This window comes from Streptomyces sp. CNT360, assembly GCF_000424785.1.
Window position 1 is genome coordinate 144,680 of the sequence record NZ_KE384246.1, and the last position, 13,221, is coordinate 157,900.

The 13,221-nt window shown below is 72.9% G+C and carries 14 protein-coding genes and 1 pseudogene; 7 read left to right on the forward strand and 8 right to left on the reverse strand.

Translation table 11 applies throughout. The features are described from left to right. Positions 1–35 precede the first annotated feature (35 nt). Positions 36–473, reverse strand: a complete 438-nt coding sequence (locus H297_RS0131355) for an ATP-binding protein (protein ID WP_027740261.1) — start codon at positions 471–473, stop codon at positions 36–38. Positions 474–659: 186 nt separating this feature from the next. Between H297_RS0131355 and H297_RS0131360 the strand changes: the two genes are divergently transcribed. The 5 genes from H297_RS0131360 (at position 660) to H297_RS0131380 (ending at position 5,275) form a co-directional block, all read left to right on the forward strand. Further along, positions 660–1,505, forward strand: coding sequence for a Scr1 family TA system antitoxin-like transcriptional regulator (locus tag H297_RS0131360; protein WP_027740262.1), 846 nt, complete (start codon positions 660–662; stop codon positions 1,503–1,505). Further along, positions 1,502–1,750, forward strand: a complete 249-nt coding sequence (locus H297_RS0131365; RefSeq protein ID WP_027740263.1) for a DUF397 domain-containing protein — start codon at positions 1,502–1,504, stop codon at positions 1,748–1,750. Before H297_RS0131360 ends, H297_RS0131365 begins: the two co-directional genes overlap by 4 nt. A 106-nt stretch (positions 1,751–1,856) precedes the next feature. Next, entirely contained in the window at positions 1,857–2,336 is a 480-nt protein-coding gene (paaI, locus tag H297_RS0131370; protein WP_037795809.1) for a hydroxyphenylacetyl-CoA thioesterase PaaI, read from the forward strand. Then, on the forward strand, positions 2,333–3,646 hold the full coding sequence (gene paaK / locus H297_RS0131375; RefSeq protein WP_027740265.1) for a phenylacetate--CoA ligase PaaK: 1,314 nt from the start codon (positions 2,333–2,335) through the stop codon (positions 3,644–3,646). Before paaI ends, paaK begins: the two co-directional genes overlap by 4 nt. Before the next feature lie 51 nt (positions 3,647–3,697). Next, complete coding sequence (locus tag H297_RS0131380) at positions 3,698–5,275, forward strand: hypothetical protein (protein ID WP_158693782.1); 1,578 nt, start codon at positions 3,698–3,700, stop codon at positions 5,273–5,275. A gap of 96 nt (positions 5,276–5,371) precedes the next feature. Here the strand turns inward: H297_RS0131380 and H297_RS0131385 are convergent, their stop codons facing one another. Further along, positions 5,372–6,562, reverse strand: a complete 1,191-nt coding sequence (locus H297_RS0131385) for a zinc-dependent alcohol dehydrogenase (protein WP_027740267.1) — start codon at positions 6,560–6,562, stop codon at positions 5,372–5,374. 88 nt (positions 6,563–6,650) lie between these two features. After that, positions 6,651–7,592, reverse strand: coding sequence for an SDR family NAD(P)-dependent oxidoreductase (locus H297_RS0131390; protein ID WP_027740268.1), 942 nt, complete (start codon positions 7,590–7,592; stop codon positions 6,651–6,653). 230 nt (positions 7,593–7,822) lie between these two features. On the opposite strand from H297_RS0131390, the gene H297_RS0131395 reads away from it, so the two are divergent. Both H297_RS0131395 and H297_RS0131400 read left to right on the forward strand, forming a co-directional pair. Continuing rightward, on the forward strand, positions 7,823–8,794 hold the full coding sequence (locus tag H297_RS0131395; protein ID WP_027740269.1) for a TIGR03557 family F420-dependent LLM class oxidoreductase: 972 nt from the start codon (positions 7,823–7,825) through the stop codon (positions 8,792–8,794). Between the two features lie 119 nt (positions 8,795–8,913). Beyond that, the gene (locus H297_RS0131400) at positions 8,914–9,342 is read left to right on the forward strand and encodes a RidA family protein (RefSeq protein ID WP_027740270.1); all 429 of its coding nucleotides are present in this window, start codon (positions 8,914–8,916) and stop codon (positions 9,340–9,342) included. A gap of 19 nt (positions 9,343–9,361) precedes the next feature. Here the strand turns inward: H297_RS0131400 and H297_RS0131405 are convergent, their stop codons facing one another. From H297_RS0131405 to H297_RS0131420, 5 genes and pseudogenes are all read right to left on the reverse strand, one after another. Further along, positions 9,362–10,618: a DUF1266 domain-containing protein gene (locus H297_RS0131405; RefSeq protein ID WP_027740344.1), complete on the reverse strand. Its 1,257-nt coding sequence runs from the start codon at positions 10,616–10,618 to the stop codon at positions 9,362–9,364. Positions 10,619–10,845: 227 nt separating this feature from the next. Continuing rightward, positions 10,846–11,286 carry an MmyB family transcriptional regulator gene (locus H297_RS44715; protein ID WP_051352339.1) on the reverse strand — a complete coding sequence of 147 codons (441 nt, stop codon included), beginning with the start codon at positions 11,284–11,286 and terminating at the stop codon, positions 10,846–10,848. A gap of 167 nt (positions 11,287–11,453) precedes the next feature. Continuing rightward, a pseudogene (locus H297_RS44720) lies at positions 11,454–11,693 on the reverse strand (hypothetical protein); the annotation flags it as partial. Between the two features lie 159 nt (positions 11,694–11,852). Beyond that, positions 11,853–12,638, reverse strand: a complete 786-nt coding sequence (locus H297_RS0131415) for a maleylpyruvate isomerase family mycothiol-dependent enzyme (RefSeq protein WP_027740271.1) — start codon at positions 12,636–12,638, stop codon at positions 11,853–11,855. After that, positions 12,635–13,036: a hypothetical protein gene (locus tag H297_RS0131420; protein WP_027740272.1), complete on the reverse strand. Its 402-nt coding sequence runs from the start codon at positions 13,034–13,036 to the stop codon at positions 12,635–12,637. The genes H297_RS0131415 and H297_RS0131420 overlap by 4 nt, the downstream gene beginning before the upstream one ends. Positions 13,037–13,221: the final 185 nt, after the last annotated feature.

Genomic DNA, 13,221 nt, shown 5'->3' on the forward strand with positions numbered 1-13,221 from the left:
GTGCGGACATGGTGCCCGGTTCCTCGTCGGTGGTGTCATCGCCAGAAGAACATCCGCCCTGCCCCCGGCGGGCACGTGCAGTGCGCCCAGACCGTCTTGCCGGGAGCGGCCGGGGTACGGGGCCGCACGCCCCAGTCCTTCGCCAGCGCGGAGACCAGCACCAGCCCCCGCCCCGACTCCTCCTCGGGGCCCGGTGGCGCCGGTGCGACCGTCGGTGGCCGTACCTCGCCCCTGGTGTCCGACACCTCGATGAGGAGGGTGCCCGGCTGCGGCAGATCCAGGGCGAGTTCGAAGTCCCGCCCCGGTACGCGGCCGTGGAGCACCGCGTTCGCGGCCAGTTCCGCGAGGACAGCCGCCGCGTCCTGGGCGTACCTGCTGGTGTACGGCACACCCCAGCTGTCCCATTCGTGCAGCGCGAGCAATCGCGCCAGGCGCGCGCCGCGCGGGGTGGCGGAGAACCGCTGGACGAACATACGCTCGGTAGCGGGCGTGGGTACGGGAGTTGGTGAGCGACGCTGCTGCATGCGCGTCACGGTCGCGGCTCCGCCGCCCCTGGGCCAGGTCACCAACCCCTACGCTGCGCAAGCGTAGGGGTGCGGAGTGTGGACAGCGCAGCCGATGAGCCGTAACCCTGGGTGAGTGCAGGGAGGTGGCGCGAAATGACCGACGAAGAACCCGGCCCCCAGGGCTGCGGCAAGGAACCCGAACGCTCCGACAGCTTGCAGACGTTCGGCGCCGTTGTGAAGGCCTTCCGCGAGCGCGCGGGGTACACGCAGGAGGCGTGGGCCGAGGAGTCGGGCTACTCCTTGAGCACCTGCGCGGGGGTGGAACAGGGGCGCCGGTTCCCGCCGCCCGGATTCATCGACCGCGCGGAGGACAAGTTCGACGCCTTCGGCGCGCTGCGGAAGGCGTCCAAGTTCCTGTCGCGGGGCCACGGGCTGGCGGCCTGGTTCCGCCAGTGGGCCAAGATGGAGCTGACGGCACTCAGTTTGTACACGTACGAGTGCCGTGTGGTTCCGGGGCTGTTGCAGACGGAGGCGTACGCGCGGGCGGTGATGCGGGACGTGCCGCCGATGCCGACCGTGGAACAGATGGAAGAGCGGCTGGCGGCGCGACTGGACCGGCAGGAACTGCTGTACCGGGGACAGCCGGTGACGTTCAGCTTCATCATCGAGCAGGCGCTGCTCGAACGGCGCACCGGAGGTGAGGAGGTCGCGCGCGAGCTGCTGGACCACCTCATCGCCTGTGCGGAGCTGTCCAACGTGGAGCTCCAGATCATGCCGCTGGTCCAACCTGGGCACGCCGGTATTGACGGTCCGTTGCGATTGCTCGAAGGTCCTGAGCACCGATGGTTTGCCTATTCGGAGGGACAGGAGACGGGGCAGTTGATCTCCGATCCCTCGGCGCTCAGCCGACTGCACATGGTGTATGCAAAACTGCGCTCACAGGCTCTGACCCCGGCGGACTCCCGGAGCCTGCTGAAGCGAATGCGAGGAGCGTTATGAGCAATCCGGCCGAGCTCAACTGGTTCAAGAGCAGCTACAGCGGCTCCAAGGGCGACAGTTGCGTCGAGGTTGCTCTCGACTGGGTGAAGAGCAGCTACAGCGGCTCCCAGGGAGACGACTGCGTGGAGGTCGCCACCACCCCCGCCGCCGTCCATGTGCGCGACTCCAAGGACGTCACCGTCCCCGCCCTCACGGTCTCCCCGTCCGCGTGGACGGAGTTCCTCGCGGACACCGCACGCGGCTGAGCGTTCGGGCAGGTACCGGCACTGCGAGGCCCGCACCGCACGGTGCGGGCCTCGGTGCGTATGTCTTGACAGTCGCCGTGCGCCACTGCGTTACTGACCGCACCGAATGATCGGTCGGCGTGAAAGCGGGAGGTCAGACGTGGGGAGTGGCCCCGTGGAGGCGATGCTGGAGGCCGACAGGGCCTCGGCCGCGCTCGGGATCGAACTGGTCGACAAGGGTGCCGGGACGGCCACCTGCCGCATGACGGTGACGGGCGGGATGGTCAACGGCCACGGCACGGCGCACGGCGGTTACCTCTTCCTCCTCGCGGACACCGCGTTCGCCTGCGCGTGCAACAGCCACGGTCCGGTGACCGTCGCGGCCGGTGCCGACATCACGTTCGTGGCGCCCGCGTGGGAGGGCGACGTACTGCGGGCCGTCGCCCAGGAACGCACCCGCTACGGGCGCAGCGGCATCTATGACGTCACCGTCTCGCGCGAGGCGCCCGGCGCCGCCGACACCGCCGGTACCGCCCGCGTCGTCGCGGAGTTCCGGGGCCGCAGCCGTACGGCGACGCCCGTCAAACGGGGGGAGGCCCCCGCGTGACGGACCGTCTTCCCGATCCGGGCGAGCACCTGACCCGCACCGAGCTGGAGGCCCTCCAGCTCGAACGGCTCCAGGCGACACTGCGGCACGCGTACGAGGATGTCGAGCTGTACCGCAAGAAGTTCGACGCCGCAGGGGTCCGCCCCGAGGACTGCCGTTCGCTCGCCGATCTGGCGCAGTTCCCGTTCACCACGAAGGCGGACCTTCGCGAGTCGTACCCCTTCGGCATGTTCGGCGTGCCGATGGAGGACGTGCGGCGGCTGCACGCCTCCAGTGGCTCGACGGGGCGCCCGACGGTCGTCGGCTACACGCAGCGGGACCTCGACACGTGGGCGGACCTGGTGGCGCGGTGCATCCGCGCGGCGGGCGGGCGCCCGGGAGACAAGGTGCACGTCTCCTACGGGTACGGGCTGTTCACCGGAGGGCTGGGGGCGCACTACGGGGCCGAGCGCGCCGGATGCACGGTGATCCCCGCGTCCGGCGGGATGACGGCACGGCAGGTGCAGCTCATCCAGGACTTCCGCCCTGACATCATCATGGTGACGCCGACGTACATGCTCACGCTGCTGGACGAGTTCGAGCGCCAGGGCATCGACCCGCGTACGACGTCGCTGCGGGTGGGGATCTTCGGCGCGGAGCCGTGGACGGAGGCGATGCGCCGGGAGATCGAGGAGCGGTTCGCGCTGGACGCCGTGGACATCTACGGTCTGTCGGAGGTGATGGGTCCCGGCGTCGCCCAGGAGTGCGTCGAGACCAAGGACGGGCTGCACCTGTGGGAGGACCACGTCTACCCGGAGCTCGTCGACCCGCTGGGGGAGGAGCTGTGCGGCGGTGACGGCGAGCGCGGCGAACTGGTGCTGACGACGCTCACCAAGGAGGCGCTGCCCGTCATCCGGTACCGGACCAGGGACCTGACGCGGCTGCTGCCGGGCACGGCGTGGCCCGCCTTCCGCCGGATGGAGAAGGTCACAGGCCGCAGCGACGACATGATCATCCTGCGCGGTGTCAACGTCTTCCCCAGTCAGATCGAGGAGATCGTGCTCGGGCTGCCCGCCGTCGCCCCGCACTTCCAGCTCCACCTCAGCCGACAGGGCCGTATGGACCACCTCAGCGTGGTGGTGGAGGCGCGGACCGACGCGACGAGCGCCGAACGGCACGCGGCGCGGGACGCGTTGGTGCAGGGCATCAAGGACGGTATCGGGGTGACCGTGGACGTCCGCATCGTCGACCCCGAGACGATCGAGCGCTCCGTCGGCAAGTTCCGCCGCATCCGCGACCTGCGGACGGAGGGCTCCGGCGTCCCGGCGTAACCCGCGCGCGTCCGGGAAGCGTGTGCCGGAAAGCTCCGGTTTACTGCCTGTATGAGTGTGATGCCCGGCCACCCCCGCCCCCAGCGACGGCTTCCCTTCCCCACGCGTGCCCGTCGGCACCGCGCCCACGAGCGGGCCTTCCAGCAGGTGGAGGACGTCCTCACCCGGGACTCGGCCACCGGCGGCGTCCCGGCCGACAACGAGACGGGCGCGATCGGCTGGGGCACCTCGTGGCGGATGCAGGGCTACCTGCTGATGGCCGAGCGGACGGGAAACCCCGCCTACGCCACCCGACTGGCGCACCTCGTCGACCGGGTGCTGGACGCCCGCGACGACATCCGTGGCACCGCCGACCACAGCGGGCGCAGCGCCCCGGTGTGGTCCACGGCGGGCAAGTTCACCGCCGCCACCGCCCGCCTCCCCGACGAGTCCGGCGAGATCGCCCTGGAGGTGACCGTCTGCCCGCCGCGCGCCCTCGACGCACGGGTCACGGTGCTCCCCCAAGGGAGCGAGGGCCGCTTCTCCGTGACGGTGGAAGGCCCGGGGCGGACCCCGTTCACCGTCGAGGGCCTCAGCCTCGACCCCGCCGACCCGCGCCGCGCCGACCGGGTGCTCTACGCGGCGTACGAGCAGCGCAGTGCGGTCACCGGACGGCTCGTCGCTGCGGGGGAGCGGTCCGGCGGACAGTTGCGGACCGGGCTGCGCCCGGGGGCGGTTCCGCCGCGCCGGGTGCAGCCCGGCACCTACCCCGTCCGCCCCGCCCGGGTGGCCCTCGCGGCGCAGACCGGCATGATCACCTACCCGATCGCAGGTCTCGTCCGGCTGGCCCGCCAGGATCCCGCCTCCCGTGCCGTGCCGGACTCCGTGCGGGCCCGCCTCGACGCGTACCTGGACGCGGTGGTGCAGGCCGTGCGGGCCCACGACCACCAGTGGCTGACCGGGACCGACCGGCGGGGCTGCTACGGCTGGCCGGCGCAGGAGCCGGTCTCGTTCGCGGGCGCGGAGCTCCCCACCAACGAGTTCCTGGCGATGGGCCGCACCCTGGTGCACCTGGCCGCGCTCACCGGCGAGGAGGAACACGCCGAGCGCGCTGCCGCCATGGCGCACGCCCTGCGCGCCGACCTGACCCGCACGGAAGAGGCCGCCACGTGGCCGTACTGGCCCAGCTTCGGCCGGGTGCACAGCGGCTGGACGGCCACCGGCAGTCCCGAGTCGGACGGTTCGGCCTACCGCCCCGCCTACGCGCCCGTCACCGTGCCCGAGGACGTCACCCACGCCCTCATCGACCTGGACTTCCTGCACCTGTACCACGGCCAGCCGCCCGGACTGCTGCCGCCGGTCTTCGACGAACACGACCTGCGGTCCGTCGCGGCGACCTTCACCCGGCACGTGGTCGAGCACGGCACAGGACCCGACGGCCGAGAGCGCCCCCGGATGCGGCACGACGTCGGCGGCAGCGGCCGCCCCGGCACCGACCGGGAGCAGGCCCACGTCGCCGCGTGGCTGCCGATGCGCACCTGGGACCGGGACGTGGCGGACCTCGTGCACGCCATCCACCCACCCGTCCCGCCGCCCCCGACGATGGGCGTCGACGCCTACTGCGCGGCCCTGCTCGCCCGCTGGGCCTGAGACTCCAGCCGCCTGTCGGCGGGCCTCCTCGAAAGCCGGCGGGCGCTCACCGGCCGGACCCGGGCGGGACCGTGGCTCTCCCCGCGGGGCCCGGGATCAGGCCGCCGCGGGCTTGAGGACCGTCTTGACCATGCCGTCCTCCTTGCGCTGGAAGGTCCCGTACGCCTCCGCGGCCTTCTCCAGGGGGAGGGTGTGGGTGGCGAAGGTGTCGACACCCAGCGGGTCCTCGTCGGTGAGCAGCGGCATGATGTCGTCCACCCAGTGGTGCACATTGGCCTGGCCCATGCGCAACTGGATCTGCTTGTCGAACATCTTCAGCATCGGCAGCGGGTCCGCCGCACCCCCGTACACCCCGGACAGCGAGACCGTGCCGCCGCGGCGCACGACATCGAAGGCGGCGTGCAGAGCCGCGAGGCGGTCGACCCCGGCCCGCTGCATCAGCTTCTGGCCCAGACCCTCCGGCAGCAGCCCGACGGCCTGGTGCGCCGCCTTGGCGACCGGCGCGCCGTGCGCCTCCATGCCGACCGCGTCGATGGCCGCGTCCGTGCCGCGTCCGTGCGTCAGCTCCTGCACGGCGGCGCCGATGTCGTCGTGCTCGCGCAGGTCCAGCGTGTGCACGCCCCGCGCGCGGGCCCGCTCCAGCCGCTCGGGCACCAGGTCGACGCCGATGACCTGACCCGCGCCCCGGTGCAGCGCGATCCGGCAGGCCATGTCACCGATCGGGCCCAGGCCCAGCACGGTGACGCTGCCGCCCTGCGGGATGTCCGCGTAGGCGACGGCCTGCCAGGCGGTCGGCAGCACGTCCGACAGGTAGACGTAGCGCTCGTCCGGCGGCCCGTCCGGCACCTTGATGGGCAGATGGTTCCCGAACGGCACCCGCAGGAACTCCGCCTGGCCGCCCGGCACCTGCCCGTACAGCTTGCTGTAGCCGAACAGCGCGGCGCCGCTGCCGTACTCGCGCACCTGCGAGGTCTCGCACTGCGACTGGAGACCCTGCTCGCACATCCAGCAGGTGCCGCAGTTGACGTTGAAGGGCATCACGACCCGGTCACCCGGCGAGAGCGCCGCCACCTCCGGGCCGACCTCCTCGACCACGCCCATCGTCTCGTGTCCCAGCACGTCCCCCTGGTCGAGGAACGGGCCGAGGACCTCGTACAGGTGCAGGTCCGAGCCGCAGATCCCGGTGGTGGTCACCCGGACGAGGACGTCGTCGGGCTGCGAGATCTCCGGGTCGGGAACGTCCTCGACGCTGACGTTGCGCTTGCCTTGGTAGGTCAGGGCCCTCACGGAAGCCTCCTTGTGTCGTACGGGCTGCGCCGGGCGGTGGCCCGGGTGCGGGCCGCGCGCGGCCATGGTGCGGCCGGGGCGCGGTCGGTCAGCCCGTCTGCGTGCTGGTCTTGTTCTGGTTGAGGCGGCGTGCCGCGCGGTCGTTGAGCGCGCTGACCACGGACTGCCAGCGGGAGCGGCCGGACCTGTCGGACTGCTCCGGGCCGGGCATCACCCGGGCCACCAGCTCGTTGGTGCGGGTCACCAGCGTCGGGGCGATCCCGTACGCCTTGGCGCCGAGCTGGGCGGCCGGAGTGAGCACCACCCGGGTGCGGCGCTGCTCCACGGCGCGGACGATGCGTTCGGCGGCGCTCAGCGCGTCCATCGACACCCCCGGCAGGCCCGCGAGCGTGGCGAACCACGCGTACTCCTTGCCGGTGTCGCCCGACAGCTCCACCTGGTTGTGCGAGCCGGTGCGCATCAGACCCGGGTGGACCGCGGTGATGCTGACCCCGTGCTCCGACTGCTCGGCGCGCAGCCCCTCGGCGAGCGCGGCGATCGCCGACTTCGCACACGAGTACGGCAGCAGATGGGGGACCGGCAGCAGCCCGCCCACCGAGCCGATCAGCCCCAGCCGCCCGCCCGCCGGGCTCTCCCGCAGATGGGGCAGCGCCTCCATCGAGGTGTGCAGCGCCCCGAAGAACATCGTCTCCATCGCGCCGCGGAACGCCTCCGTGCCCGCCTTTTCCGCCGGTCCCACCTGGATGTTCCCGGCGTTGCCCAGCACCACGTCCAGGCCACCCTGCTGGGACGCGGTCCGCTCCACCAGCTCGTGCACGGCCTCCCGGTCGGTGACGTCGCACACCCGGCCGGTCACGCGGTTGTCCCGCGCTCTGCGGCGCAGCAGCTCCACCGCGTGGTCCAGCTCCTGCTGGTTGCGGGCCGCGACGGTGACATCGCAGCGGCGCTCCACGCACTGCCGGGCCAGCAGCAGGCCCAGCCCGCGGGAACCGCCTGTCACCAGCACCGACAGGTCCGTGAGTGCGTCCATCACCGGCCTCCTTCGCGGCGGCTTGCTCGCGCCTGGTACCCGTCCTCGGAACGGAGGCGTCGATACCCCGCGGTTCCCCGCATCCGCCGGGTCACACCCGCTGCCGCCCGCGGAGCCACGGGCCCTGCCGCGCGGGAGCCCCGGATGCACCCCCGCCGCCCGAAGGACGGTGGGTATGCGCGGAAGGCGGCGGAGGTACCCGTGGAAGGAGAGCGACCAAGGAGCAGCACATGCAGATCGGCTACAAGCTCGCCACCGAGCAGTACGGGCCCCAGGAACTGATCCGGCAGGCCGTCGCCGCCGAGGCCGCCGGCTTCGACTTCGTCGAGATGAGCGACCACTACCATCCCTGGCTCGACGAGCAGGGGCACTCCGCGTTCACCTGGAGCGTGCTGGGCGCCATCGCGGCCAAGACCGAGCGCATCGGGCTGGTCACCGGGGTGACCTGCCCGAGCATGCGCTACCACCCGGCCATCGTCGCCCAGGCCGCGGCCACCATGGCGCTGGTCTCCGAGGGCCGCTTCGTCCTCGGTGTCGGCTCCGGTGAACGGCTGAACGAGCACGTCACCGGCCGCGGCTGGCCCGCCGTCTCCGAACGGCACGCCATGTTCCGTGAGGCGCTGGAGATCATCCGGCTGCTGTGGCAGGGCGGCTACCGCTCCTACGAGGGCACCCACCTGCGGCTGGAGGACGCCCGGGTCTTCGACCTGCCGCCCGAGCAGCCCCTGATGGCCGTCGCCGCCAGCGGCCCCGCCTCCTGCCGGATCGCTGCCGAGCTGGGTGACGCCCTCTTCGCCACCGAGGAGAAGCCCGAGATCGTCCGTCACTACCGCGAGGCCGGCGGCACCGGCCCCGGCTACGCCGAGGTACCGGTGGCGTACGCCGGAAGCGAGAGCGAGGGGGCGCAGTCGGCGCTCACCTACTTCCGCTGGGCGCTCAGCGGCTGGAAGGTCATGAGCGAGCTGCCCAACCCGGTCAACTTCGAGGCCGCCACCGCGCAGGTGCGCGAGGAGGACATCCGCCAGCGCTTCGCCTGCGGCAACGACCCCGCGCGCTTCGAGGAGGTCGCCAAGCCCTTCACCGACGCCGGCTACGACCGCCTCGTCCTGATGAACGCGGGCCCCGACCCGCGCAGCTTCTTCGACTTCTGCGACGCGGAGCTGATCGGACGTCTCAAGCAGCTGACCCCGGCCCGCGGTTGAGCCCCGGGGCCGTACGCCGGTCGCGACGAAAACAGGTTGCGGCCGGACCGGCGACACGCTGAGCTGCTCCCCGTCCAGCCGACCACCGACGCCAGTCGGTCACCTGAACGAGGAGCCTCATGCCGCGCGCCGTGTCCCTGATCCGGTCCCGAGCCCTGTCCGACGTGGCGGAGTACGCCTACGCGGCCACGGCGCCCGCCGAGGCCCGCCTCGTCTTCCTCGCCGGCGCCTGCCCGCTGGACGCCGACGGAACGGTCACCCCCGTCGGCGACCACGCGGGGCAGGCCGCCCTGGCGGTGGAGAACCTGCGCACCGCGCTCGGCGAGGCGGGCGCCGGGCTCGCCGACCTGATCAGCACCCGGGTCCTGGTCGCCTCCGACCGGCAGGAGGACCTGGTCGCCGCCTGGGAGGTCTACCGGGACGCGATGGGCGACCACGACGTCCCCAGCACCCTGATGGGCGTCACCGTCCTCGGCTACACCGGCCAGCTCGTCGAGATCGAGGCGGTCGCAGCCGTACTGGAGGCCCCCGGGGACGCGGACCGCTAGCGGCCGCTGCCGGGCGCTCTCACCCCGGCAGCTGGAAGGGGACCGTCCTCCACGGGCTGCGCGGGTGGCGCGTCAGTACGTCGTGGGCTTCCAGCACGGAGGTGTACCAGTCGCCGAAGTGCTCGTCGTCGAAGTGCAGGCAGCGGCCCATCACGTACGCCGCCGAGAACTCGGCCCAGGACGTGTAGGTGGCGCGCACCCCCGCACTCACGCGCTGGAGGGCGTCGTACATCTCGGCGCGGGTCGCGTAGCGGGCTCCGCGCCCCCAGCGGGCCATCTTCGAGCCGCGCCCCAGATCCCAGGCGGCGATCGTCCGCACCGTCTCGTCAGGTCCGAGCAGACCGTCGGCGCGGAACCGCGCCTCGTACCGAAGGATCTTGCCGACCAGCTCGCGCATCTCGGTGACGAAGGAGGCGAACTCCGCCTCGTCCGGCGGCTGGACGGCACGCCGCAGGGTCGTCTCCACGCTCTGCCGCCACAGCCCGGCGTCCACCGGCCCGCGACCGCCCTGCTCCGTGCGCAGCGCGAGCCGGGCGCCCAGGACGAAGTCCCAATACCACGGGCTGACCTCGCACTTCAGCAGCGTCTGCTGCATCTCCAGCCAGTCCGCACGGCTGGAGACCCCCCAGAACTCCGTCAGCCGCTTGACTTCCTGGCTGTACCCGGCGCCGTGCCAGTCGAGGGTGTTCCAGGGGTCGCCGTTGTAGTAGCACAGGTGGGCGCCGCAGGCCAGGCCGTGCAGCAGCGGTCCCGTCCCGGGCGCCCCCGTGTACCGGGTGACGACGCGGTTGAGCAGGGCGTGCGGATCGAACAGTTCCTCGTGCAGGTCCGACCACACCTCCCGCTCCTCGTCGTCCACCTGGAACATCACCTGGCACGGTGTCGCCGCGTTGACGACCAGCACGTCGACCTCCGGCGGCACGATGTCCGCGAGGGTGCCCAGGGTGACGAACTCGTAGACGAGGTAGGGGTGCGGAGGGGGCAGCACCCCGTCCGTGTAGACCTGCGCGATGGTGCGCACGACACCGTCGGAGCCGGTGATCTCGCTGGTGAACAACTCGCGTTCGGCGGGATCGCGCGTGGTCTGCTCGATACGCATGGGGTGGTACACCCCGTGGTGTGCGAGCGCGCGCAGATAGGTGTAGCTCTCGTCGACCTCGGACAGCTTGTGGAGCCGCCGCTCCAGGTCGGCTGGGGCCTGCCAGGGGCCGTCGCCCTCGTGCTCGATGACCGGGAAGACGTCCTCGTGGTCGTCCTGCTCGCCTACCGTGTACACCCTCGCCCCGTTCCGGCCTCGCGACGTCCTACCGGGACCTCGCACGGACGCGCCGGAGTCCGCGCCGCCGCAAGCCGAGGCCCCTGCCATGATCGAGTCGATCACGCTACCGCCCGTTGCCTCCACCGCCGCACGAGGGGTCCCGCCGGACGAGGGACGCAGCCCGCAACGTGCCTCCCCGCCGGCTCGGACACACCTCCGTTGCGTACCCAGCACCTCCAACAGCGTCAGCTTCTCGGCCGCTTCGCCACCCGGAGCCGCCGTGTACACCACCAGCCGCGCCCCGCTGTCGGGCGAGGCCGGCACGTCGCAGTCGAGCGCGAGGGCCCGACCTCGGGATGGTCCACCGTCTGGGCCGCCCGGGTGTGCGCACCGACCGCGTGCGCCTCCCACAGCCGGGCGAACCGGCCACCCGCCGCGCGCAGTTGGGCGATCAGGCCGCTCAGCTGCGGATCGGCGGGGTGGTGGGCGGTCGCCGCCCGCAGCTCCGCGACGGCGGTCTCCTCGAAACGCTCCCGCTGCGCCGCGTCGAGACGGACACGCCCGGGCCGCCCCGTGAAGTGCGGCCACAGCACGTTGCGTTCCCGCCCACGCAGCGGTGCGGGGTCACCCAGCAACACGGCGAACCGCGGATTCCAGTCCAGCAGCGTCGACGCCGCGTCGAACACACCGACCGGCGTGCCGGCATCTGCTCCAACAGGCGGTGTACGCCCGGCGGGACGCGCGCCGGCACCGAACCGGCCCCCGGTACGGCGCGCCGCGCCAGCAGGAACCGGTGCCGCCGCTCGCCGTCCGAAAGACGCAACCCGCGCGCCGGCGCCGCCAGCACCTGCGCGGAGGGGGAGGCCGCCCGGCCCTGCTCCAGCCGTACGACGTAGCCGACCGACACACCTGCCAGGCGGGCCGGTTCCGCACGGCACAGCCCGGCCGCCCGGCGCGAGCGGCCGCGCCGCGCCTCCTTCGCCGACGGCCTCGACAGCGCCGGTACGGCGGTCCTCAGCGCGCCGGCTGCGGAGGCCGGGATACGCCCGGAGCGGGACCTCGCCGCCTCGCTGGACGCCGAACTCGCCCGCACGCGGGAGCTCGGCAGCGCGACGGGACCGGTCCTCCTCGTCGAGGGCCGCCGGGTGCTGCACGAGGCACCGACCGTGGAGGAGCTGCTGACGCTGCTGCGGGAGCGGTCCCGCGCCGACGGCTGACCTGCGCGGGGCGGGCGGGGCCGTGGCCCGGTGCGTCAGGCCTCCAGCCAGAAACCGGCGCGCCGCCGCCACAGGTCGAACAGCTTCCGGTCGCCGCGGATCTCGACGCTCAGCGCCGTCCGCCGGTAGAGGCACAGCAGGAGATCCGTCACCGGCGCGTGCACGGTCACGGCGGCCTCGTCGCGGGCGGGCACGCGCCGCCACCGCGGCCGGGTGCCGGTGAGGTCGACCCTCCAGCGGCCCGCCCCGTCCGCGTCGAGGTGCAGGGTACGGCCGGGCCCGAGCACGTCGGGTTCCTCGGAACGGGACGCGAACGCCTCGGGCACCGTCGAGAACTCCAGCCACTCCTCGACGGCGTCCACCGCCAGCTCCTCCTTGACCGTGAACCGTGTCCCGGTCGCCAGCGCCGCGTCCGCCCGGTGCACCACCGTCTCGTACAGCATCCGGCGCGCCCAGAAGCCGACGGTGTCCTGCCCGTCGGCCGGTGTCCACACCTTCCGGCCGGGCCCGGCCCGCCGCAGGGTGACGGCCAGTGTGCCGGCCCCGTCGGCCAGCCAGCCGTCCAGCACGGCTCCGTCCTCATGGGTGTACGCGGACACGTCGTCGACCAGGCCCCCCGCGAGAGGCCCGGTGGCCTCGGTGCGTACGACCTCCTCGGCCCACCGGTGGTCACCGCCGACGTGGCGCAGAAGCTGACCGAGGTTCCAGCCGGGGCAGGAGCGCACCGGGGCGGCCATGTCCGCGCCCGCGACGTGTGACCGCAACAGGTCGGTCTGGACGACGATCTCGGCGCAGTGCCGCTCGAAGGGCAACAGGGTCACGACCGGTTCCTCCGTTCTCCTCCGGGCTGCTTCCTCCGGACCTGGGCGGACGGGACTGCCGCCGAGTGGCTCGCGCCGGCTGCCGGAAGGGCAACACAGCCGAGAGGCACGGCCACCTGGCCGCGCCAGCTTACGGGGCGGCAGGCGTCACCCGCCGCCCCGTAACAGCCGCAATGCACCTGTGCGGCTTGGCCGTTCGAGAGCTGCTGGTGGCAAGGCTGGTGCGAGGGTCCGCCGGGGAGCGCGCACTGATCGCGGACGGGCGGTGCGTCGGCGCGCCGTTCGATCACGATGAACGCCGCCACCATCACGGACCCGGCGGCGAGCACGCCGAGCGTCGGCCCGAGTTCTTCGCCGCGGCGCTCCAGCCGGACGATGCCGTAGGCGAGCAGCAGCATCGCGGCGGCGGCGCTTGCCGGACCGGCCAGGTCGTAGCCGCGCGGGGTCGGGACGGGGCTCGGGCGGCAGCAGTCGGGGCGCCGCCAACAGGAGGGTTCCGGCCAGGAGCACGGGGCGAAGAACGCCCGGCGCCATCCGCCCCGGAGCCGCCACGGTCGCCGTGGCCGCGACCGTACCGAGCAAC

Bases quoted from the DNA above. Each gene is read 5' to 3' on its own strand.
- H297_RS0131355 (WP_027740261.1), bottom strand. From the start codon at position 473: ATGTTCGTCCAGCGGTTCTCCGCCACCCCGCGCGGCGCGCGCCTGGCG.
- H297_RS0131360 (WP_027740262.1), top strand. From the start codon at position 660: ATGACCGACGAAGAACCCGGCCCCCAGGGCTGCGGCAAGGAACCCGAA.
- H297_RS0131365 (WP_027740263.1), top strand. From the start codon at position 1,502: ATGAGCAATCCGGCCGAGCTCAACTGGTTCAAGAGCAGCTACAGCGGC.
- paaI (WP_037795809.1), top strand. From the start codon at position 1,857: ATGATCGGTCGGCGTGAAAGCGGGAGGTCAGACGTGGGGAGTGGCCCC.
- H297_RS0131380 (WP_158693782.1), top strand. From the start codon at position 3,698: ATGAGTGTGATGCCCGGCCACCCCCGCCCCCAGCGACGGCTTCCCTTC.
- H297_RS0131390 (WP_027740268.1), bottom strand. From the start codon at position 7,592: ATGGACGCACTCACGGACCTGTCGGTGCTGGTGACAGGCGGTTCCCGC.
- H297_RS0131395 (WP_027740269.1), top strand. From the start codon at position 7,823: ATGCAGATCGGCTACAAGCTCGCCACCGAGCAGTACGGGCCCCAGGAA.
- H297_RS0131400 (WP_027740270.1), top strand. From the start codon at position 8,914: ATGCCGCGCGCCGTGTCCCTGATCCGGTCCCGAGCCCTGTCCGACGTG.
- H297_RS0131420 (WP_027740272.1), bottom strand. From the start codon at position 13,036: ATGCTGCTGCTCGCCTACGGCATCGTCCGGCTGGAGCGCCGCGGCGAA.